General features: G+C 35.7%; 26 protein-coding genes and 1 other RNA gene. 15 read left to right on the top strand and 12 right to left on the bottom strand.

Features of this window, described 5'->3' with window-relative positions:
- Nucleotides 1-4 precede the first annotated feature (4 nt).
- Genes ligA through KFE94_18025 form a run of 4 tightly spaced genes read left to right on the top strand, consistent with a single transcriptional unit; the run spans nt 5 to nt 3,911 of the window.
- Entirely contained in the window at nt 5-2,014 is a 2,010-nt protein-coding gene (gene ligA / locus KFE94_18040) for an NAD-dependent DNA ligase LigA (GenBank protein ID UTW66524.1), read from the top strand.
- Entirely contained in the window at nt 2,014-2,553 is a 540-nt protein-coding gene (locus tag KFE94_18035) for a hypothetical protein (GenBank protein ID UTW66523.1), read from the top strand. Before ligA ends, KFE94_18035 begins: the two co-directional genes overlap by 1 nt.
- A gap of 13 nt (nt 2,554-2,566) precedes the next feature.
- The gene (locus KFE94_18030) at nt 2,567-3,451 is read left to right on the top strand and encodes a 4-hydroxy-tetrahydrodipicolinate synthase (protein ID UTW66522.1); all 885 of its coding nucleotides are present in this window, start codon (nt 2,567-2,569) and stop codon (nt 3,449-3,451) included.
- 4 nt (nt 3,452-3,455) lie between these two features.
- Complete coding sequence (locus KFE94_18025) at nt 3,456-3,911, top strand: DinB family protein (protein ID UTW66521.1); 456 nt, start codon at nt 3,456-3,458, stop codon at nt 3,909-3,911.
- A gap of 76 nt (nt 3,912-3,987) precedes the next feature.
- On the opposite strand, the gene KFE94_18020 is transcribed toward KFE94_18025, so the two are convergent.
- Together KFE94_18020 and KFE94_18015 are read right to left on the bottom strand one after the other, a co-directional pair.
- Nucleotides 3,988-4,428 carry a hypothetical protein gene (locus KFE94_18020; protein UTW66520.1) on the bottom strand — a complete coding sequence of 147 codons (441 nt, stop codon included), beginning with the start codon at nt 4,426-4,428 and terminating at the stop codon, nt 3,988-3,990.
- A 78-nt stretch (nt 4,429-4,506) separates the two neighbouring features.
- Nucleotides 4,507-4,965, bottom strand: coding sequence for a hypothetical protein (locus KFE94_18015; protein UTW66519.1), 459 nt, complete (start codon nt 4,963-4,965; stop codon nt 4,507-4,509).
- A gap of 62 nt (nt 4,966-5,027) precedes the next feature.
- Here KFE94_18015 and KFE94_18010 point away from each other — a divergent pair, with 62 nt between their 5' ends.
- Nucleotides 5,028-5,237 (top strand): hypothetical protein, encoded by a 210-nt coding sequence (locus KFE94_18010; protein UTW66518.1) that lies wholly within the window; start codon nt 5,028-5,030, stop codon nt 5,235-5,237.
- 14 nt (nt 5,238-5,251) lie between these two features.
- Here the strand turns inward: KFE94_18010 and ffs are convergent.
- Nucleotides 5,252-5,349: signal recognition particle sRNA small type (gene ffs / locus KFE94_18005), an RNA gene on the bottom strand.
- Between the two features lie 153 nt (nt 5,350-5,502).
- Between ffs and pyrR the strand changes: the two genes are divergently transcribed.
- Genes pyrR through KFE94_17980 form a run of 5 tightly spaced genes read left to right on the top strand, consistent with a single transcriptional unit; the run spans nt 5,503 to nt 8,926 of the window.
- Nucleotides 5,503-6,039, top strand: coding sequence for a bifunctional pyr operon transcriptional regulator/uracil phosphoribosyltransferase PyrR (pyrR, locus tag KFE94_18000; protein ID UTW66517.1), 537 nt, complete (start codon nt 5,503-5,505; stop codon nt 6,037-6,039).
- A gap of 2 nt (nt 6,040-6,041) precedes the next feature.
- On the top strand, nt 6,042-6,980 hold the full coding sequence (locus tag KFE94_17995) for an aspartate carbamoyltransferase catalytic subunit (GenBank protein ID UTW66516.1): 939 nt from the start codon (nt 6,042-6,044) through the stop codon (nt 6,978-6,980).
- 25 nt (nt 6,981-7,005) lie between these two features.
- Nucleotides 7,006-7,347: a hypothetical protein gene (locus KFE94_17990; protein UTW66515.1), complete on the top strand. Its 342-nt coding sequence runs from the start codon at nt 7,006-7,008 to the stop codon at nt 7,345-7,347.
- Nucleotides 7,347-8,261, top strand: a complete 915-nt coding sequence (locus KFE94_17985) for a ribonuclease Z (protein UTW66514.1) — start codon at nt 7,347-7,349, stop codon at nt 8,259-8,261. Before KFE94_17990 ends, KFE94_17985 begins: the two co-directional genes overlap by 1 nt.
- Before the next feature lie 2 nt (nt 8,262-8,263).
- A complete protein-coding gene (locus tag KFE94_17980) occupies nt 8,264-8,926 on the top strand; it encodes a CPBP family intramembrane metalloprotease (GenBank protein ID UTW66513.1) in 663 nt (220 codons plus the stop codon).
- Here the strand turns inward: KFE94_17980 and KFE94_17975 are convergent.
- A complete protein-coding gene (locus tag KFE94_17975) occupies nt 8,923-9,555 on the bottom strand; it encodes a LysE family transporter (GenBank protein ID UTW66512.1) in 633 nt (210 codons plus the stop codon). The two genes, KFE94_17980 and KFE94_17975, sit on opposite strands and share 4 nt — an antisense overlap.
- Before the next feature lie 47 nt (nt 9,556-9,602).
- On the opposite strand from KFE94_17975, the gene KFE94_17970 reads away from it, so the two are divergent.
- Genes KFE94_17970 through KFE94_17950 form a run of 5 tightly spaced genes read left to right on the top strand, consistent with a single transcriptional unit; the run spans nt 9,603 to nt 13,426 of the window.
- Nucleotides 9,603-10,064, top strand: a complete 462-nt coding sequence (locus tag KFE94_17970; protein UTW66511.1) for a 3-oxoacyl-ACP synthase — start codon at nt 9,603-9,605, stop codon at nt 10,062-10,064.
- 12 nt (nt 10,065-10,076) lie between these two features.
- Entirely contained in the window at nt 10,077-11,282 is a 1,206-nt protein-coding gene (locus tag KFE94_17965; GenBank protein UTW66510.1) for an NAD(P)/FAD-dependent oxidoreductase, read from the top strand.
- Between the two features lie 53 nt (nt 11,283-11,335).
- Nucleotides 11,336-12,370, top strand: a complete 1,035-nt coding sequence (locus KFE94_17960) for a trypsin-like peptidase domain-containing protein (GenBank protein UTW66509.1) — start codon at nt 11,336-11,338, stop codon at nt 12,368-12,370.
- Nucleotides 12,371-12,390: 20 nt separating this feature from the next.
- The gene (locus KFE94_17955; GenBank protein ID UTW66508.1) at nt 12,391-12,936 is read left to right on the top strand and encodes a GNAT family N-acetyltransferase; all 546 of its coding nucleotides are present in this window, start codon (nt 12,391-12,393) and stop codon (nt 12,934-12,936) included.
- Between the two features lie 4 nt (nt 12,937-12,940).
- Nucleotides 12,941-13,426, top strand: coding sequence for a GNAT family N-acetyltransferase (locus KFE94_17950; GenBank protein ID UTW66507.1), 486 nt, complete (start codon nt 12,941-12,943; stop codon nt 13,424-13,426).
- A gap of 17 nt (nt 13,427-13,443) precedes the next feature.
- Here the strand turns inward: KFE94_17950 and rfbH are convergent, their stop codons facing one another.
- From rfbH to mutL, 8 genes are all read right to left on the bottom strand, one after another.
- Nucleotides 13,444-14,745, bottom strand: a complete 1,302-nt coding sequence (rfbH, locus tag KFE94_17945; GenBank protein UTW66506.1) for a lipopolysaccharide biosynthesis protein RfbH — start codon at nt 14,743-14,745, stop codon at nt 13,444-13,446.
- A gap of 207 nt (nt 14,746-14,952) precedes the next feature.
- Nucleotides 14,953-16,206: a TonB family protein gene (locus tag KFE94_17940; GenBank protein UTW66505.1), complete on the bottom strand. Its 1,254-nt coding sequence runs from the start codon at nt 16,204-16,206 to the stop codon at nt 14,953-14,955.
- Entirely contained in the window at nt 16,199-16,564 is a 366-nt protein-coding gene (locus KFE94_17935) for a BlaI/MecI/CopY family transcriptional regulator (GenBank protein UTW66504.1), read from the bottom strand. The genes KFE94_17940 and KFE94_17935 overlap by 8 nt, the downstream gene beginning before the upstream one ends.
- 213 nt (nt 16,565-16,777) lie before the next feature.
- A complete protein-coding gene (locus tag KFE94_17930; protein ID UTW66503.1) occupies nt 16,778-17,839 on the bottom strand; it encodes a branched-chain amino acid aminotransferase in 1,062 nt (353 codons plus the stop codon).
- A gap of 131 nt (nt 17,840-17,970) precedes the next feature.
- Complete coding sequence (locus tag KFE94_17925) at nt 17,971-19,077, bottom strand: endonuclease/exonuclease/phosphatase family protein (GenBank protein ID UTW66502.1); 1,107 nt, start codon at nt 19,075-19,077, stop codon at nt 17,971-17,973.
- A complete protein-coding gene (locus tag KFE94_17920) occupies nt 19,074-19,928 on the bottom strand; it encodes a rhomboid family intramembrane serine protease (GenBank protein UTW66501.1) in 855 nt (284 codons plus the stop codon). Before KFE94_17920 ends, KFE94_17925 begins: the two co-directional genes overlap by 4 nt.
- A gap of 3 nt (nt 19,929-19,931) precedes the next feature.
- Nucleotides 19,932-20,765, bottom strand: coding sequence for a rhomboid family intramembrane serine protease (locus KFE94_17915; protein UTW68312.1), 834 nt, complete (start codon nt 20,763-20,765; stop codon nt 19,932-19,934).
- Nucleotides 20,765-22,591: a DNA mismatch repair endonuclease MutL gene (gene mutL, locus KFE94_17910; GenBank protein UTW66500.1), complete on the bottom strand. Its 1,827-nt coding sequence runs from the start codon at nt 22,589-22,591 to the stop codon at nt 20,765-20,767. Before mutL ends, KFE94_17915 begins: the two co-directional genes overlap by 1 nt.
- Between the last annotated feature and the right edge of the window lie 8 nt (nt 22,592-22,599).

The following is a 22,599-nucleotide window of genomic DNA, read 5'->3' as shown; positions in this document are numbered from 1 at the left end:
AAGTATGGTAGAATCAGAAATCAAAAAACTTCGTGAAGCGTTAGCACGACATAATCACTTGTACTATATCGAGAGTAGACCTGAGATCAGTGATTATGATTTTGATATGATGCTTAAGAAGCTCATCGAGTTGGAAGCAAAACATCCGGAGTTTGATGATCCGAATTCTCCGTCCAAACGTGTAGGTGGAGATATTACGAAATCCTTTCAAACGGTAAAGCATGATGTGCCGATGCAATCTTTGGGGAATTCATATTCTGAATCGGAGATTGAAGATTTTATCGCTAGAATTCAAAAAGAACTGGAAAGTGAATCGGTTGAGTTTGTATGTGAATTGAAATACGATGGCGTGGCCATCGCTATCAAATATGAAAATGGAAGTTTTAAACAAGCTTTAACGCGTGGTAATGGGCTTCAAGGTGATGATGTTTCAAATAACGTAAGAACGATCCGATCTTTACCGCTAAAATTAAGAGGGGATTATCCTGATAGCTTTGAAGTACGTGGAGAAATAATGTTTTCTAATGCTGCATTTGAGAAATTAAATCAGGAAATGATTGCTAATGGTGATCAGCCTTATGCCAATCCCAGGAATACGGCATCAGGAACATTAAAACTGCAAGATTCAGCAATTGTAGGACAAAGAGGTTTAGAGTGTTTCATTTACAGTACGATTAGTGATCAAATTGATTCAAAAGATCATTTCGCTTCGGTGATGCATTTAAAAGATTGGGGATTTAGAGTTCCTTCGGCAGAAAAGAAACGTATTGAAATCTGTAAAAACAAGCTGGAAATAATGGATTTCATTCATTATTGGGAAAAAGAACGCTTCAATTTACCATTCGCCATCGATGGAATTGTGGTTAAAGTGAACAATTTTGAACAACAAAGATTATTAGGAAGTACTGCCAAGGCACCTAAATGGGCGATTTCATTTAAATATCAGGCTGAACAAGCTGAAACGATTTTAGAGGATATTGTTTTACAAGTGGGTAGAACAGGCGCAATTACTCCAGTGGCGCATTTAGAACCGGTTTTATTGGCGGGAACCATCGTAAAGCGAGCTTCTCTTTTTAACGAAGACTATATTCAGAAACTGGACCTTAGAATTAATGATACCGTACAGGTCGAGAAAGGAGGGGAAATTATTCCTAAAGTTGTAGGTGTTAGAACCGATTTAAGAAGTAAAGATTCTCAACCATATGTCTATCCATCTGTATGTCCAGAATGTGGTGGTGAACTTGTTCGAAAAGAAGAAGAAGCCAATCATTACTGTATCAATGAATGGGAGTGTCCTCCGCAGGTAATTGGTCGTATGCAACATTTCATCTCCAGAAAAGTGATGGATATTGAAGGAATTGGAGATGAAACCATTGTAACTCTTTTTGAAAAAGGCCTGATCAAAGAGTTTATAGATTTATATCATTTGAAATATGATGATTTGATTGGGTTGGAAGGAATGGCAGATATTTCTGTGAATAAGTTGCTAAAAGGCCTGGAAGATTCTAAAAAACAGCCGTTTCAGAAAGTACTGTTTGCTATCGGGATCAGGCACGTTGGAGAGGTTGTTTCGAAAACATTAGTGCGTAACTTTAAAACCATTGATCAATTGATGAATGCAACCGAAGAAGAGTTACTGGAAGTAAACGAAATTGGTAAAGTGATCGTTAAAAGCATTACCGAATTTTTTGGAGTGGAGAGACATAGAGCTTTGATTGCTCAAATGAAGGAGCTGGGATTTCATTTGGAAATTTCAGAAGAAGAAGCATCTCTATCCAGTCAAAAGCTTAAGGGTATGTCTATTGTTATCTCGGGAGTTTTTGTAAAACACAGTAGAGATGAGTTGAAAAAGATGATCGAACTAAATGGAGGAAAAAACTCTGGTTCCATCTCTAAAAAGACGGCATTTATTGTAGCTGGAGACAAAATGGGACCAAGTAAATTGGAGAAAGCAGAAAAACTCGGAGTGAAGATTATCTCTGAGGATGATTTATTAGAATTAATTGCGGATTGATGATAGGATTACTAACCAATTCTTTAGGAAAATGGAAGCTGGCGAATCTGGTCAAGAAGGCGGATCGTAAGCCAGTAGCCATGAATTTAGATCATATGGAATCTGCTTTGGTGGTTTTCCATATAAATACAGAAGAAGAGTATAAGGTGGTGACAGATTTTTGCTTTTATTTGAAGCGAAATGAAGGTTTAAGTCGTGTGGAGATGATTGCATTTTGTGGTGCAAAAGAAATACCGCAATTTGTAGATCAAGATAAAGTGAAGGTTTTGGGCCCGAAAGAATGTAATATTTATGGGATTCCGGAAAGCTCTTATCTGAACACGAATAAATCTTATGATTTGATGGTTGATTTTACCCCGGTTTCGTTTGTCCCAACGGATGCGATTTTGGCTTTAACACAGGCAAAGACAAAAGTAGGGTATCATCAGGAAGAAAAGGAGTATATTTTTGATTTGATTATAGATGTTGCTGAAAATCAGTTGTATTTAGATTATTCTAAAAATATAATTAGATATTTGAAAATGATTAATAAAGTATAAATATTTCAATAGTATGGAAAATTTGAAGGGCGTTGGAGTGGCATTGGTAACTCCATTTATGCAGAATGGTGAAATTGATTATTCTGCATTCGAAAAGTTGGTAAACCATAATATTAATAATGGAGTAGACTTTATCGTGGTTCAGGGAACAACAGGAGAGTCAGCAACATTATCTATTGAAAATAAACAGAAGCTATTAACGCGTGCAGTAGAAATCTCAAATAATCGCGTACCTGTGGTTTATGGTCATGGAGGTAATAATACACAACAATTGATTGACTCTTATAAGACGTTAGATTTAACAGGAGTTACTGCGATTTTATCTGTAAGTCCTTATTACAATAAGCCTTCTCAGGAAGGTATAGTAGCGCATTTTGAAGCATTACATGAAGCATTTGATTTACCAATAATTTTATATAATGTTCCAGGTAGAACAGGATCTAATATGTCTGCATCTACAATTTTAAAATTAGCAGAGCTGGAGGGCATTATTGGTGTGAAAGAAGCTTCAGGAGACTTAAGTCAGATGAATCAGGTGATTAAGAACAGACCTGATGGATTTATGGTTTGGAGTGGTGATGATGATTTAATTCTTCAACAAATGGCTATGGGGGCTGATGGTGTGATTAGTGTGATTGGAAATGCATTACCTACAGAATTTACCGATCTGGTACATAGTGCAGCAAAGGGTGATTTTGACACAGCACGTCAAAGACATTTCCAATTGAATGACATTATTCCTTTATTGTTTGAAGAAGGAAACCCAGGAGGTATTAAAGCTGTATTAAAAATGATTGGAATAGGAGAAGAGCATATGTTGCTACCATTGGTTCCAATTTCTGATGATTTACGTGGTCGTTTGCAAAGTGAATTGGAAAAAGCGGGAATTTTAAACTAATTGTATGAATCCGTTTGATATAAATAGAGTTTCCAGACAAAATATCCTGAAGTTGATTGATGGATTGAGTGTGGAACAATTAAATAAAATTCCAGAAGGATATAATAACAATATCATTTGGCATGTAGGGCATTTGATTGCTACGCAGCAACTTTTGATTTATAGATTATCCAATACCGAAGTTCTGATTACCGAAAACATTATTGATGAGTTTAGAAAAGGAACGAAACCGGAAAAATTGTACTCCGAAGAGGATATTCAAGAGTTGAAGTCCATGTTTATTGAGATCATTCATCGAACCGAACAGGATTATAATTTTGATGTCATGAATAAATTTACAGAAGACTATCCCACCAGTTATGGGGTAGTGCTAAAAAGCGTAGATGATGCGGTGAAGTTTAATAATATACACGAAGGACTACATTTAGGGTATATTATGGCTATGAGAAAACTGGTTTAGACGTCAATAAAAATTTTAAAATAAAAAGCCCGGATAAATAATTTTATCCGGGCTTTTTTAATGTTTTATAATGAGCTTATAGTACTAGTGTTACACCAGCACCACCTAATAATCCACCTTCACCAGATGAACCAGCTAATTTTCCACCGCCAAGTTCAAGGTATACCCCCCACTTTTCGTTCCAAAACCATCTACCACCGATTTGCGCACCTAAGTCCAAATCACTTGAGTAATCAGAATTCATTGCAATACCAAAACCTAAGTTTAAACCTGCGTAAAAATCCCAAGGACTAGATAATCCTACCAATTCATCGAAATAGTAGTTAGATTTAACACCTAAAGTAAAGTAATTCAATTCAAAAGTAGTAAAAGCTGTAGGAGCCACCGTGATTGCTGATGATACTGGAATTTCATATGAAGCACCAATTAGACCAAGGTTTAACTGCTTCTTAGCTTGAGCATTAACTCCAACGTAAGAGATCAAAGCTAATGCAAACAATAAAGTAATTTTTTTCATGACTTTTTTGATTAATGTTTATATAAGTTCGGCCTCAAAACTAAATAAAGTTACTCTGCTGACATACGTTTATAATATTTATTCTTTCTTTTTAAACGTAAATTCAATATTCTTCTTCATTGAAGACCCTTGTCCCAACACAGATTTATGGAGGGTATTTCCATTTAAGGTCTTAAATGAAATGGTTTGCGGCCAATCCGCAGCAGAATTATGAAAAACAAGACTGTCTGTTCCGCCAAATATTAAAGGATATTGAGTAGCATTTTCAAAACCAACTTCTTGAGTGAGCAGAATCCAGTTACCGTTGTCTTCAATAATTTCATATTCGGTCATTTTAGTGGTGTCACCGTTGTTGACAAACGAACTAGAGCCAATGACTTTATCAGTTTGAATTTTCCAATTTTCCAATTGTTGATTCCCATTAAAATTTCTTACCCATTGCCCGTTTAAGCTTTTAAAATTTTCTATGCTGGTTTCATTTTCAGTGCATGCAATTACCATTATAGCAAGTAATCCGAATAGTAATATCTTTTTCATTGGAACGGTTTAATTTCTGGTATCAAAATTGGTTAAATTTGGTGAATCAACATCTATAAGTTATGAAACGAATTACGTTTTTAAGTGTAATCATATTAAGTGTTATATTATTTTCTTCATGTTCAAAATGTTACGACTGTGTGGAAACACAAGATGTACTAGATAGTCAGGGGAATGTAATTGATCAAACCGAAGTGCATGAAAGCGTATGTACTGCGGATCAGGATGAAATTGCCAGAAGAGAACAAAATGGAGCAGTGTGTTCCAAATAATTGGGCATAAAAAAACGGGTTAGCAATTTACATCGCACCGCTACAACCTTCGACCCTTGCTTCATTCCTGACCTGGGGGATTAGAAGGGAGCTGGTCGTGTAAGACTAACCCGCGCGGCAAATGTAAGACGCATTTTTTGATAATTTGATAACATTGAGGAAAGATTTTTAATATTTTTTTTATCTGATTGATTTCGAAAAATATGCCTTATTTTCTTAGGAATAATCACCATTTTAAAACCCAATTCAATGTATATTTGCCCTAATGAGGGCAAAGACCATATTAAATCAAAAGCATCTTGAATTAACCATTAATAGGCTATGTTATCAACTCATTGAAAATCATAATGATTTTGAAAATTCAGTGATCATAGGGATGCAACCGCGTGGTGTTCATTTATCTAAGATTATCCACGCCAAACTTCAAGAAATTACAGGGAATCAAGAGATTCAAATTGGTGCATTAGATGCGTCTTTCTATAGAGACGATTTTAGAAGAAGAGATACTCCAATTGAAATTTCAGGAACCACAATCGATTTTTTAATTGAAAACAAAAATGTGATTTTGGTGGATGATGTATTGTATACCGGAAGAATGGTACGTGCAGCATTAGATGCCATGATGGATTTTGGAAGACCTTCATCTGTAGAGTATTTAGTTTTAGTAGAAAGAAGATTTAGTAGACAATTACCAGTTAAAGCGGATTATGTAGGTCGTACGATTGATTCAGTGGTTTCTGAGCGGGTGGATGTACAGTGGAAAGGAAATGAGGGTAAGGTAATACTGACAAATATTGATTAATTATGAGTAGTTTAAGTGTTGATCACGTTCTAGGAATTAAAGAACTTACTAAAGAAGATATAGAACTGATTTTTAAGACTGCTGATCATTTTAAAGATATTCTGAATCGCCCAATTAAGAAGGTACCTTCTTTAAGAGATATTACTGTGGCGAATCTGTTTTTTGAAAACTCTACGCGGACGCGTCTATCTTTTGAATTGGCGGAGAAAAGACTTTCTGCTGATGTGATCAATTTTTCTGCGGCTTCATCATCTGTAAAAAAGGGAGAAACTTTAATTGATACGGTAAACAATATTCTGGCTATGAAAGTGGATTTGGTTGTGATGCGTCACCCAAATGCCGGTGCAGCGAAGTTTCTATCACAAAATGTAGATGCCAGAATCGTGAACGCAGGAGATGGTGCACATGAGCATCCAACACAGGCTTTGCTGGATGCGTATAGTATTAGAGAAAAACTTGGAAAGGTAGAAGGAGTTAAGGTATTGATAGTTGGAGATATCTTACACTCACGTGTGGCGCTTTCTAACATCTTCGCTTTACAAAAACTTGGTGCGGAGGTAAAACTTTGTGGTCCGAGAACGTTGATGCCAAAACATATAGAGTCTTTAGGTGTAGAAGTAGAATATGATCTACGTAAAGGTTTGGAATGGTGTGATGTAGCTAATATGCTCCGAATTCAATTAGAACGACAGGATATTAAGTTTTTCCCTTCTTTGAGAGAATACACCATGATGTATGGATTGGATCTGGAGCTATTAAATTCGCTTAGCAAGAAGATTGTGATTATGCATCCGGGACCAATTAACCGGGGAGTAGAAATTTCTTCTGATATTGCGGACTCTGAACATGCCATCATCTTAGATCAGGTGGAGAATGGTGTAGCCATTCGAATGGCGGTATTGTATCTGTTGGCAGAGAAAATAGATCGTAACAATTCCTAGTTAAAAACATTGAAATAATTGATTTATGACAGCACGTTGGGAAAAAGGAGATGAACACGTAAAATTGATCGTGGAAGGCTTGAATACAAATGTGGACGTATTTAAATCAACAATGGATATCAATTTGGATGGCAATATCTTAATGGACTTAACTGCGATTAATTCGCTAGATAAAGACTCTGTGCAGTTTTTAAATGATTTTGCTCAAAAGCATAAAGCAAAGAATTATTCCATCATTGCAGCCTCAACCAATAAAATACCTACTCTAAAGCATATTGAAATCGTACCCACGGTAACAGAAGCCAGAGATATGATTTTTATGGAAATTACCGAGCGTGAACTCGGCTTTTTTGGAGAGGAAGAATAATGCCATTTTCGTTAACTATATTAGGAGCCAATTCGGCAATTCCTATTGGGAATAGATTCCCTACATCGCAAGTTGTAGAGTTCAATCAGCATGCGTATATGATTGATTGTGGGGAAGGAACACAGATTCAGGTCAGAAGGAATAAGATTAAAATTCAGCGTGTTAAAGCTATTTTTATTTCTCATCTTCATGGGGATCATTATTTTGGAATATTTGGATTATTGGGAACTATGAGTCTTTTAGGACGTACCATGCCGTTAAAGATATATTCTAGCCCAGGACTTAAAGAAATGGTTGATCTTCAATTAAAAGCTTCAAAAGCGTATTACGATTTTGAGATTGAGTTTATTGAAATAGATCATAAAAAATCCGAATTGATTTATGAGGATAGTATTGTAGAAGTGCGTACAATTCCTTTGGAGCATCGGATTCCAACCAGTGGATTTCTTTTTAAGGAAAAAGAAGGACTTCGGAAAATCAGTAAATTTCATATTGAAGAACTTCAAATTCCAGTATCACAGATGAATGCGATTAAACATGGAGCTGATTTTGTGGATGCCCATGGTATAACACATAAAAATGAAGAAATAACAGGAAATCCGAATAAAGCATGGAGTTATGCATTTTGTTCGGATACGAAATATTCTGAAAAAATTATCCCTGTAATTAAAGGGACTGATGTCTTATATCATGAAGCTACTTTTCTGGAGTCAGAAAGGGATAGAGCGAAGCATACCATGCATTCCACAGCTTTACAAGCCGGTGAAATTGCGAAATTAGCCGAAGTAAGTGAATTGATTTTAGGGCATTATTCTGCCAGATATAAAAAGCTGGAAGGTCACCAAAAAGAAGCACAGCAAGTCTTTAAAAACACGCATTTGGCAGTGGAAGGCAAAAGGTTTGATTATCACTAAAAATGGACAGTCGTCAAAGAATCATCGGGTATACAAAAGTGATAGGGGTATATCTGTTGTTGCTATTTATAGGTGTAGCATTTTTTACTTTGATTTTAAGATTTACGGGTGATAGAGATGAATCAAAAATCGTACATCGTGTTTTCTGGGTTTTAACTTTTGGTTTTGTAACGGTAAAAACCTTAGGGTTTAAGCAGGTGATTTATCCATTGTTTAAAATCAAAAGATTGCATGTGTTATTGAGTATAATACTCGCGCTATTGTTTATCGTCAATAATTACTTCATGGTCCATTATTCGGTTAATCGGGACTATATTTCACAAGCTCCTTTATACATCATTTTATCTGGATTATTTCTCAATACCACTTTTGAAGAGTTGGCTTACCGAGGGTATATTCAATCCAGTATCAATAAATTGTATCCAGATGATAATGTTGGTTTAATTTCTCCTGGTAATGTGACAGCCAGTATTTTAATGGGAGCAACACATTGGGGATTTTTCGGTGTAATGGATCTTACTTTTGCAATTACCAGTTTTGTTTTGGTTTTGATCTTTTCTGTCTTAATGGGAATTATGAGAGATAAAGGGGCTAGTTTATTGTACCTGATCATGATACATATTCTGGTGAATACGATTCATCTCATGATGCATGGGATTATTTAATCAGTAAAGAACGCTACCTTAACACCTATTGCGACTAGAATTCCTCCAAATAATTTATTGAAGATGTTTTGATATTTTTCGAAAAAAGGCAAAACCTTTGAATGGGTAATGAGGTAGGATAAGAAACTGAACCACAAAGCCGTATTCACCATCATCATCACTCCTGTAAAAAGCATAATGGATTTTGGAGTCTCAGGACCAATAACTATGGTAAACAAACTTAAAAAGAATAATGTGGCTTTAGGATTTAGTACATTGGTTAAGAATCCAATACGAATAGCTTTTAGAGGTGAAATATCTTCTTTTTTTGAAGTTTCTCCAACATCCAATGTACCATCTTTACTTAGGAAAGATTGAATTCCAATCCAAACCAGATATGCTGCACCCATATATTTGATAATATTATAAATCCAGATAGATTGAGAGATGATATATCCCAGTCCAAATATGGAATAACCCACGTGAACACCAATTCCTAATCCAAAGCCAATAGCTGTATAAATACCTGTTTTTCGTGAATAGGTTAGTGAGTTTCTAACGGCCATAAAGAAATCAGGTCCTGGACTCATCACCGCGAGCAAGTGAATCCCTAATACGCTAATAATTATTGATAATTGTGCAAAATCCATGGCCACAAATATACTAAACCTAGTAGGTTTGAATTTACATTTGTTTTATGGTGAAACATGAACAATTAAAGGCCGATTTAATTCAGTATTGTACGAAATTCGTAGAAACCCAAATTGCCAATGTGCAAGCGGCAATAGACTCTGCAAAGGAATCTGCACAAAATGAAAGTAAAAGTAGCGCTGGAGATAAGCATGAAACGGGAAAATCATTGATGCAACTCGAGCAGGAGAACAATGCGCAGCATTTAAATAACATGTTAAATCAAAAGCGGATCATCACTTTAATTCAGAAAAGAGATCATTCACCAGAGATAAGCCTCGGGAGTTTAATTGAAACGAATTCCGGATATTATTTTATCGCTATTGGAATTGGAAAGGTGACCGTTGAAACCACCGATGTCTTTGTCATTTCTCCCACAGCTCCGGTCGGTAAGGTCTTTCAGGGCAAAACAATAGGTGATGAAGTGAAGTTTAACGGTAGAACTATAAAAATCACCAACGTACTTTAAAGATATTAGACGATGAAAGTAGCGGTTATTGGAGGTGGTGCAGCAGGATTCTTTTCTGCGTTATCGGTTAAACAACATCATTCGGATGCAGATGTTACCATATTTGAGAAATCTCAGAAGTTACTTTCTAAGGTTAAAGTATCTGGTGGAGGACGATGCAATGTCACGCATGATGAACTCAATATTAAAAAGCTAAGTACGCATTATCCCAGAGGAGAAAAGTTTTTAAGGAAAGCGTTTTCCCAATTTGCAGTTGCCGATACGATTCAATGGTTTGAGGAGAGAGGTGTGGCATTGAAGACAGAAGCAGATCACCGAATGTTTCCAAAATCAAATGTTTCACAGACTATTATAGACACTTTTTTAGCTGAAGCATCTCGAAATAAAATCAAGATTGTTAAAGGAACAACGGTTAGAAACATTCAAAAAGGAGAGCGATTAATTTTGGAGTTTTCGGATGATCAGAAATTGGACTTTGATGCGGTGATTGTTGCTGTTGGAGGACAAAAAGGTTATAAGTTTTTGGATGTGTTTAAAAAACTGGGACATGCTATAGAAGACCCTGTACCTTCGTTGTTTACGTTTAATATTACGAATAGTGATATTATGGAGCTAATGGGCTTAGTGGCTGATCCGGTTCAGGTGAAAATACAGGGAACCAAACTGGTAAACAAAGGCCCCTTGTTGGTTACCCATTGGGGGATGAGTGGGCCGGCCATTTTAAAATTATCTGCGCTTGGAGCACGTGAACTGGCATTAAAAAACTATGAGTTTAAAATTCAGGTAAACTGGCTGGGAGACAGCAAAGAGGATGAAGTACGTACGGTTTTAAATCAATATGTTGAGAATAACGGAAAGAAAAAAGTTAACAAGAATCCATTTGATGTTCCAAATAGATTATGGACTTATTTTTTGAAAAACCTTCAAATCAATCCTGAAATAACCTGGAATACTTTGGACAAGAAAAGTAAAAATAGAATTGTCAATAAAATCACGAATGATGTTTATGAAATCTATAAAAAGACGACATTCAAGGAAGAGTTCATGACGTGTGGAGGAATTGCATTAAATGGAGTAAACCCTCAAACTATGCAGAGTAGACATACAGAAGGATTGTATTTTTCAGGGGAGTTTTTAGATATAGATGGCGTTACCGGAGGTTTTAATTTTCAGGCGGCCTGGACCACAGGATTTATTGCCGGAAAATTGAATAGTTAACCTGGATTAGTATTAGTTTTACAACCCATACAATAACTTTCTAATAGAATAACATGAAAAGAATTTTACTGACTCTTTTAAGTTTAAGCTTGGTAATCATTGTAAAATCTCAGGATTTTAGTGAATTGTATAAAAGGATGAGTCCATCTGTAGTTACCGTAATGGTGAAAGAACAGCATGAAGAGGTCGATAGACAAAGCATGCGTAAAAAGATGGTGGCATCTCAGGGAATTGGTTCAGGTGTGTTGATCAGTGCAGATGGAGATATATGGACAGCAGCACATGTAGTACAAACAGCTCAGGAAGTAGAAGTTCGTTTTAAATCAGGAGAGGTCGTTCCTGCGAAAGTAATTACCATTAATGCTGCGACAGATGTGGCGTTAATTCGTCTAATGTGGATGCCCGAGAAGTTTAAGGTGGCTGCCATAGCAAATTCAGATCTTGTTACCGTAGGAGAACAAATTTTTATTATTGGAGCCCCATATGGTTTAGAATATTCGTTAACCGTAGGTTATATCAGTGGAAGAATTGATGAAAGGGAGGGAAGTGCGAATTTTACCAAATCAGAATATTTCCAAACAGATGCCTCCATTAACCATGGAAACTCCGGAGGTCCAATGTTTAATAAAAAAGGAGAAGTTATTGGTATTGTGAGTTCGATTTTAAGTCAATCCGGAGGATTTGATGGAATTGGATTTGTAGTCACTTCAAATGTAGCAACTGCACATTTAACAGGAGATCAGCCATTTTGGTATGGAGCAAGTTTTATTATGATTTCAGGCGAATTGAGAAACATCTTTAATGTTCCACAAGAGATGGGTTTATTAGTACAAAAAGTAGCCGCAGGATCACCTGCAGCATTAAGTGGGCTAAAACCTGGGATCTTTAAAACAAGTATTGAAGGAACCCCAATTTGGGTTGGAGGAGATATAATCTTAAAAGTAGGAGACTTTACCATTGGATCTGATACGGATTTTGATAAAGTTGGAGAATACCTGTCAGGTTTGAAACCAAATGATACGTTTAAGGTGACAGTTCTAAGAGCGGGAGAACAAGTTGAATTGATAGGAGTAGTACCTCAGAAGTAGAAGCGTTTTAATTCAAAATAATGAAGTATTTATTAACCAATGAAGAAACCGCAAGGTTGAAGTTTAGATTGTTGGAAGAATCGGACTTTGATAACTGGGAGCCTTTGTTTCGAGAGAAAAATGTTGCGACTTTCTTAGGTTTAGATCCTCAATTGTCTTCCGTTGAATTGTGCCAAAAATGGTTCAATAAAGTTTTTCATCGTTATGAAAATGATTTAGGTGGGATGAATGTACTCATTGATAAGAATACGAATGCATTTATTGGACAATGTGGTTTATTGGTGCAAACTGTTAATGGAGAAGAAAGGTTAGAAGTTGGTTATTCCATGTTGCCTCAATATTGGGGAATGGGTTATGCTTCAGAGGCTGCCATAAAATGTAAAGAATATGCTTTTGAACATGACTTTACAGATTCGTTAATATCTGTAGTGCATGTAGACAATATTGGAAGTGAAAAAGTAGCGTTAAAAAATGGAATGCAATTGGCTATGCATTTGGATGACTATGATGGTATGCCGGTGAATATTTTTGAGATTGACAGAGCACAATATTTAAAAACCAGATAAACAGTTGCGGATAGATTACAGGGAAATAATAAGTTCAGATAAGTCATTCTTTAATGAAATGCTCTACGAAGCGATTTTTGTAGAAAAAGGAAAACCTAAATTACCCAGATTAATCATAAAAGATCCGTCAATAGCCAAGTATACCCAAGGTTTTGGCACTTTGGATTTGGATATAGGAATAGTAGCTCTTTATGAAAATAAACCCATTGGTGTGATCTGGGGTAGGGCATTTTCTATTGATAACAAAGGGTATGGATTTATCCATGAGGATATCCCCGAAATTAGAATGGCCATCCAATCCGAATTTAGGAATAAAGGAATAGGGACAGAGTTATTGTGTAGAATAGAAGTTGCCTATAGAAAACTGGGTGTCACAGCACTTTCCTTAAGTGTGGATAAAAAGAATCCTGCTAAACGTTTGTATCAACGAAATGGATATCTCAATTATTCGGAAAAAGATGGAGCAATTACCATGAAGAAAAATATCTAATGGTAATCACTTGTAGGTTATGCAAACTCCTCAAAATACTGAGAAATCACATCTATCATATAATCATAGTGTGTTTCATCTAAACCTGGCCAAACACCTAACCAAAAGGCATTATTCATGACCAAATCGGTATTGGTCAAATCACCCACTACACGGTGTTTCACGTTTGAATATGCAGGTTGTTTTAACAAGTTTCCTGCAAATAATAGACGTGTACCAATCTTGTTTTCTTCCAGATATTTCACCAAATGGTTACGATCAATTTTACTTTCCGGCTTAACTGTTACCATATATCCAAACCAAGATGGGTCTGAATTTGGAGTAGCCTCATGAAGAATAAAATCAGATTTAAACGGAGCGAGTTTTTCACCCAGCATTTTATGATTCTTTCTTCTGGCATCAATAAACTTATCTACCTTACGCAATTGACTTAAGCCAATAGCCGCTTGCATATCTGTTACCTTTAGGTTAAAGCCAACATGTGAGTAAATATATTTATGGTCATATCCTTCAGGTAAATTACCCATTTTCCATCCAAAACGATTTGCACAAGTATTATCTACTCCCGGATCACACCAGCAATCACGTCCCCAATCTCTAAACGATGTAGCAATTTTTCTCAAACGCGAATTATTCACGATTACCGCACCACCTTCGCCCATAGTGATATGATGTGCAGGGTAGAAGCTTAAAGTCGCCAGGTCACCAAAAGTTCCGGTTTTTTTACCATCATATGTTGACCCTAGAGAATCACAATCATCTTCGATTAACCATAAGTCATATTCATCAGCGATTTTTTTAATCACTTCAAGATTATATGGATTACCCAAAGTATGTGCAATCATTATGGCTTTTGTCTTGTTAGAAATAGCCTTTTTTAGGCGTTCTACATTTACATTGTATGTGGGAACTTCTACATCCACAAAAACCGGAATACAGCCTAATTGAACAATAGGATTCACAGTAGTCGGAAATCCAGCTGCTACAGTTATCACCTCATCACCAGGTTTAAGCTGTCTGTCTTTCAACTTGGGTGATGAAAGCGTATACAAAGCCAATAAGTTGGCCGATGAACCAGAATTTACTAATAATGCCAATTTAGCACCAAAATATTCGGCAAGCTCTTTTTCAAGCTTTTCCCCAAATCTCCCTGTGGTTAGCCAACCATCCATCACCGCATCAATCCCGAATAAAAGATCATCTTCTTCGATTACCTTCCCTGTTACCGGAATATAATCCTGACCGGCAACCGGTTTCTTGCTCACGTTGAGTTTAGAAGATAATGACTCTTTTAAATTTTGGTCAATATTTTTAAGCATACATTAGTGTTTGGTCGGCAAAGATGCGTTTTGAAAGCGAATTTTAAAACGTAATTGGTCTTAAATTATTAACCTATGAGCATGGATTACTTTTATAGGGATAAGTATTCATTAAATTCTATTCTGATCTAAAATAAGTTCGATGAAATACTTCAGATATATGAAAAGAAAAAAGCTCCAATGAAATGTATCACAGGAGCTTTTTAATTACTTCAATTTGAAATTGATAGGTAAGGTGAGTTGACTGGAAACTTGTTTGCCGTCAATTTCACCTGGAGTCCAATCTGGCATATGTTTGATCACCCGAATAGCTTCATTATCCAGCTCAGGGCTGACTCCTTTAACTACTTTTACATATGCAATTTCACCGGTGTTTTTTACTGTGAAGTTAACCAGAACTTTACCGGAAATTTCATCTTCCTTTGCTTGTTTAGGATATTTGATATTTTCACCCATATAGGCAAACATCGCCTCCTGACCACCTGGAAACTCAGGCATTTTAGTGAGCTCACCCTTTTGCACATGTTCTTCTGGTATAGGTGGCGGAGGAGGTGATGGTACATCTCCATTTTCCGGTGGAATTCTGGTCATCTGTTGATTTACCTGGTTATCAGGTTGTATATCCTGTGATTCACATGAAGTGACCATAAATGTTATCGCCAAAACAGGTAAACTTAATAGGAATAAAATGTTATTTGATTTATTAGAATTTTTCATTGTTGCGATCCGTTTTTTGAGTGTTAGTTTATTGTAAAACTGACTCGATAGTAAATAATGAGAATTACTAGAACCTAAGGCATAATTCAATAAATGATGCAAGTATTTTGTTTTATGCTTTGAATACATCTCTTGGTCTACCTCAAATTCATGGATATGTATCAACTCTTTCTTCATCAAAATCAATAGAGGATTAAACCAGAAAAGGGAATGGTAGACCTCAAATAGAATCAAATCCAAAGAATGATACTTTTTTAAATGTATTAGTTCATGCGCCAATACAATATCTTGTTCTTCCTTATCCAGATTTGCGCGTATATGAATAAGATTGAAAAATGAAAAAGAATCTTCCGTACTGGAATTTAAGAGAACGATTCTTCCATCAGATTCCGCATCTTTAAAAAAAGCAAGAATGCGAAGAATTTTAATTACGAAGACACTTAAAAAGACAAAAACACCGAACCAATAAACATATTCTATTTGAAACTCAAATGAATCAGTGATAATTGGAGTTGTAGTCGAAATATCTACCGGATTTAGTGGGATAACTTCGTAAACCATTCCAGATTCATATAGCGGGTTTTTTATCCACAATATGAGATACGAAAGGGGAGGAATGGCTAAAAGCATCACCCGTTGATTCCAAAATGAAATCTTGTTTCGAATTAACAACCATAAAATGGTCAAGGAGATCAAATAAAGATTGATTTCTAATAAACTGCTGAACCAATATGTATCAATCATCTTGAATCATTTTAAGAATTTCGTCCACATCATTAATATCCAGTTGATCTTCTTTTAAAAAGAAAGAAAGCATTTGCTTACTGGAATTATTGAAGTATTTCTTTTTTAAGCTTTGTAATTGTCTCAAAGAGTATTCCTCTTTCGAGATAGTAGCAAAGTACTCATTGGATTTTCCAAAAGTTTTAAATTCCACAAAACCTTTATTAACCAATACGCGTATTACAGTGAGTACTGTGTTGTATGCAGGCTTGGGTTCTGGAATAACTTCTAGAATATCTTTCGCAAATCCTTTGCCTACTTGCCAAATAGCTTGCATGATTTGCTCTTCGGCTTTTGTAAGTTCCCTTTTCGTATTCATAGACCAAAACTATAACTATAAATTTAGTTATACAACTATATTTGTAGTTATAGTGATTTTTAAATTCTTTGGCAACACTTTTTCTGACTCAATATGTTGTTTTATAGTGTTTTAAATGTTTGGTGTAGAGGAGGGGGAATGGGAAGTCAAAATAATAAGGCATAAAAAAAGTGGCCGATAAAGCCACTTTTATAAAAAAACTTGGAGTAATACTTATTTAATAACCTCTCTCCATCCAAATTTATCTTCAATATTTCCTTTTCTGAAATCTTCCAGATATGTGTTGATTTTTACCTGGAACATGTCTTCTGTAATTGCAGGCAAATCATAATCAACACCATCTAAACCGATAGTTTTAATTTGAGCAATAGTTGCTGCGGTACCCACACCAAAAGCTTCGGTTACCTCACCATCTTTAATGGCTTTAACCAATTCATGTACATCTACCTGACGTTCTTCAACTTCAATTCCCCAATCTTTTGCAATTCCCAAAACAGACTTTCTGGTAATTCCATTTAAAATCGTATCAGAAACAGGTGAAGTAGTTAATTTACCGTTGTACATGAACATTAAGTTCATTGTACCAGCTTCCTCTACATATTTATGCTCTTTAGAGTCTGTCCAGATAATTTGTTGGTATCCATTTTCCATAGCTAATTTAGTAGGATACATTGCTCCAGCGTAGTTTCCAGCTGCTTTTGCATGCCCAGTACCTCCACCTGCAGCACGAGAAAATTCCGTTTCAATTTTAACTCTTACTGGTTCTGCATAATACTTTCCAGCAGGAGAACATAAAATCATAAAACGATATGTGCTTGATGGGCGAACACCTAAGAAAGTATCCCAGGCCATCATAAATGGACGAATGTATAAGGATGATCCCGGACGATTAGGAATCCATTCTTTATCTAATGACATTAAAGTTTGCAATCCTTCCATGAATATGTCCGTAGGTATCTCCGGCATACACATTCTAACAGCAGAATGATTCAAACGTTTAGCGTTTTCTAATGGTCTGAATAAAAACGCATCTCCATTTTCATTTTTATATGCTTTCATCCCTTCAAAAATAGACTGACCATAGTGCCACATTGAATTAGCAGGGTGAACGTTTAATTCTCCTGTAGGAACAATTCTAAAATCTCCCCATTTTTCGCCATCAAAATCAGCAATAAACATGTGATCTGTGAAGTTTTTACCGAAAACGATATTGTCTTGATCGTAAGAAGAAAGATTTGAATTTTGGTTACGTGTAATCGAAATATCTATACTCATAATATTCAAATTTGGTGTGTTGCAAATATACAGAATTTTATGCGTAATTTGAATATGTTGAGTTGCTAATTATTTGCTAAAATAATTTAAATGTAAAATTTATTTAAATTTAATCATGGTTAAGAAAAATATTATTCTTCAATTAAGAAATTTGAAATAATTGGCCTGTGATCTGATAATCCGGAAGGGCCTGTGTAAAATCCAGTAGATTTTAATTCTTTAGAGTGAAGAATATAATCCAGACGAAGCCCTGGAATAGTAGAAATACCATCATATGTAGTTCCAAGTCCAAATCCATATTGAAGAAAAGGATCTTCTAAAAAGTCTGTAAATTGAGGGTACGCATAACTGTACGGTGGTTCGTTAAAGTCTCCCAACATAATAATAGGGTGGGGAGACTCCATCATATGATTACGAACAAATGTCACTTCATTTTGTCTCTTACGCGCAGAATTCATCACTTTATTCAGGATGTTTTTAGATTTCTTAATGGCTTCTTCTTCGTCATTGTCAGCAATATTTTCAACGAATTCGTAATCTTCAGAAATGAACCGAAGTGAGTTAAAATGGGTGTTATAAATGCGAATGGTTTTCCCTTGGATATTAATATCCGTGTACAACGAAATTGTTTTACGCGAGCTTTCCGGGTTTTGATAAGCCACACCATTGTCGGTAATTTTATGCTTGGAGAATGTGATGAGCCCAAAGAAATTATGTTTGGTATAACCACGATTTCTAGGTTCAAAAATGTAATATTTATATCCTAGATTTTTAATCTCTTTAATGTAATTCAGATCCTCTTTGGTAATATTGATAAACTCCTGAAAAGCAATAATGTCAGGGGATTCTGATTTGATGTATTCAATGATTTTGTCATCCAAATGGTCTTTTTCAATCCATTTATACTTATTGAATAAACGTACATTAAAAGACATAATTTTAAACGTGGAAGTTTCCTGTTTAGGTTTAGAGTTGAAAGCAATTAAACTTTTAAAATTAGATGAACCAATGATACATGCGATCAGAGGTAAAATGAAAACTAGCTTTCTTTGGTAAACCCAGTATAGGATAAAGAGAATATTAATTAGTAAGAAAAATGGGTAGGTTAATCCTGCCAGATAAAATAACGCACTTTGTTGGGGTTCAAAAGAAGATGAAAATGAAGCTACAATTAACCCAAGTGATGCGCCCAGGTTAACAATAAAAATAAGCTTTTGAAACCAACTTAGTTTTTTCATTTTTTTCCAAATTTGAATAGAAAGTCTTTTTCAACTTTGGTTAAACTGTCATAACCCGATTTGGAAATTTTATCCAGAATTTTGTCTATTTCTTCCTGTTTGACCTGATCTTGCTTTTCTTTACTATACTTTGAGTTTTTATGAACCACTTTCATTTTACGTGGCCCTAAAATCGTAGTGAAACTTTTGAAGAATTTAGTGATAGGCTTATTAATATTAGTTCCACGTTGTAAATAATATGCGAATAGGAATCCATAGGCAGCCCCTCCAAAATGAGCGACCTTTCCTCCTGTGTTTTTATCCAGATATAAAATTGTAGAAGTAATAAACGCAAACAGAACCACGTATTTTAAAGGAACTCTAAAAGTGAATATCTGTAACATGTATTCTGGTTGTAGAAAGCCGATCGCAAAGACCACAGACATAACTGCAGCAGAAGCACCAATAAGATAATGACTTACGGACATTGAAGGGAGTAAATAAGCCGAAGCTACGAATAGAACCCCACCTAATAATCCACCATAAATATAGGTTTCCAGAAATCTGATATTGCCATATAAATCCGCAAATATGCGACCAATCATATAGAGGAGTAGCATATTAAAGAATAAGTGATTAAACTCTACATGGGTAAACATATATGAGATATAAGTCCAGATTCTCCAGAAGTACTGATTTAAATCTGCAGACAACCCAAAGAACCGTAATGTTGATTCTCTGGACTCAATAGGGATCATGGCTAATATCACGTTAAGTAAAACGAATATTACCGCATTGATAATAATGATCTGATATAAATAATTATCAGATTTGAATACCCTTTTTAAATCTGCAAAAATGGAGTTGTTCATTGTTTACAATAATCTAAAAGTTGAATCAAATTTTTGCCAAAACTTGATTAGAATAAAACCAGTGATGAGTCCTCCAAGATGTGCAAAATGGGCGATACCATCACTTGTACCCATAATTCCGGAAAACAATTCAAAAATACCATAACCGGCTACAAAGTATTTGGCTTTAATTGGAATCGGAATAAAGATTAAAAATAGTTCAGCATTTGGGAACATCATTCCAAAAGCAAGCAAGATTCCAAATAATGATCCGGAAGCACCTATAACCACAGGAAGATTCAATGTATCAATTTTAAAACGTTCAATAAGCCCATATGCATTCTCAATATCCATTTGAGAAGCAGTTCCATTTAAAATGTTGTTAAATGAAGGGATTTGCGAAGCATCAATCATTGGATATTGTCCAAGAAAAACTTCCAGATTCCCTGAATTTGGGTTGGCTAAGAAAGCATTGGTAACTTGAGTGAGTTCCTGGATACTATCGAAATACACAATACCATAATGTAGTACTGCTGCGCCCAACCCGGTAATTAAGTAATAAATCAAAAAACGTTTTGATCCCCAAAAGTTTTCGATGGCATTACCAAACATCCATACGGCAAACATATTAAACAAAATGTGCTCAAAATTGGCATGCATAAACATGTAAGTAATAGGTTGATAGAAAGTGAATTTTTCAGCACCAAACCAATGTAACCCTAAGATGTCACGAAGATCGATTCCGGCCACACGAATAAGAGTTTCTGTTGCCAGGAACATCAATATATTGATAATAAGAAGGTTCTTTACCACCGGTGGTAACATGGAAAAGCCTCCTGATCTAAGTTGATTCATAATTAATTAAATAGTTTTTCTATTTCATCAATGGTGAGTTGATGAAAGATTTGACGTCCATCAGGAAGCGTTTGCGGATTGCTTGATGCAAAGAGTTCATCGATTAGTCCACTAATTTCTTCCTGGCTCAATGATTGGCCTGTTTTAATGGCTGCTTTAAAAGCCAATGCACCCGCCAGAGCTTCATTTTGATGTGTGCCTGCTTTTTCAATATGACTCTCATAACCATATAAAGTTCCTTCAATGAGCTGTTTCGGATCTTCATTAGCAGAAATAGAGGGCAAACCTCTTACAATAAAGCTATTATTCCCAAACGGTTCTATATCAAACCCAATTTTTTTCATATTAGGCATGATCTCATTTAAAAGTGTTGTTTGCGAGCTATTAAAAGTTACATTTTCCGGAAAGAGTAATTGTTGGGAACTTCCTTGACCATTTTCCAATTGATCAGTAATCTGATCATACAAAACCCTCTGATGCGCTCGAGTTTGATTGATGATAATTGCGCCAGATTTAATAGAAGTGAAGATATATTTGTTCTTCACTTGAAATGCTTTAATTCCTGTAAAGTTGTTTTCCTGTTTAGGTAAAGGAACATCCAGTTGAGTGGTTTCTTCTACAGGAATACTTGAACTCTGTGCGGCAGTCTCAATATCGGCATACATCGATTGTAAACTCTGAATCTGTTGTTTTTCCGGTTTTTTATCGAAATTGTTTGTGGTATTGAAAGGATTGAACCCTTCATTAATTGAGATTTTTGGTTCAGAGAGTATTTTATCTTTAGGAATTGGAGTAGAAGTAAAGCTGGTTTCCGGATTGAAGTCAATCGTAGGTGAAACATTAAACATTCCAATAGATTGCTTTACAGCTGAGCGCATAAGCATTCCTACAGAACGTTCATCTTCAAACTTAATTTCTGTTTTGGTAGGATGAATATTGATATCAATGAAATCCGGTGCTACTTCCAGGAAAATAAAATATCCCGGGTGATGTCCTTTCGGAATAAGTTCATCATAAGCTTGTAACACCATTTGGTGAAGGAAACCAGATTTGATATATCTGTCATTCACAAAAAAGAACTGTTCTCCACGCGTTTTTTTTGCAGCCTCGGGCTTTAAAACAAAACCTGAGATATTCACCAGCGGAGTTTCCTGTTGAATCGGAACTAGTTTTTCGTTGTATTTGCGGCCAAAAATCCCAATTAAGCGTTGACGCATATTTCCAGCGGAGAGTAGAAAGATATCACTGTTGTTATGAGATAACGAGAATTTGATATTTGGATGTGCTAATGCTACCCGTTCAAACTGGTCGATGATATGACGCATTTCTACGTTATCTGATTTCAAGAACTTCCTTCTGGCGGGAACGTTGTAAAACAAATTTTTAACCGCTATTTGTGTACCTTTTGGACAAGCGTGAGGTTCTTGAGATTCTATTTCACCACCATTAATTTTGATAAGCGTACCTAATTCACTTTCTTCAGAAAATGTTTTAATTTCCATGTGAGAAATTGCAGCAATAGAAGCCATTGCCTCCCCGCGAAAACCTTTTGTTTCAATTGAAAATAAATCATCTGCAGTGGAAATCTTGGATGTCGCATGGCGTTCCAAACTCATTCTGGCGTCTGTTTCATTCATACCAATCCCATTATCGGTAACGAGAATTAAGGTTTTACCAGAATCTTTAACAACTACAGAAATCTCCGTAGCCTTCGCATCTACAGCATTTTCTACAAGTTCCTTGATAACTGAAGCCGGTCGTTGAATTACCTCACCAGCCGCAATTTGGTTAGCGATGGTGTCCGGCAAAAGTTTAATTATATCTGCCATTTAAAAAT

The sequence above is a fragment of the bacterium SCSIO 12643 genome (assembly GCA_024398135.1).
In the GTDB taxonomy this organism is placed as follows: domain Bacteria; phylum Bacteroidota; class Bacteroidia; order Flavobacteriales_G; family Salibacteraceae; genus CAJXZP01.
Note: the sequence above shows the minus strand (reverse complement) of the source record. Positions and strands in the feature narration are given on the sequence as shown.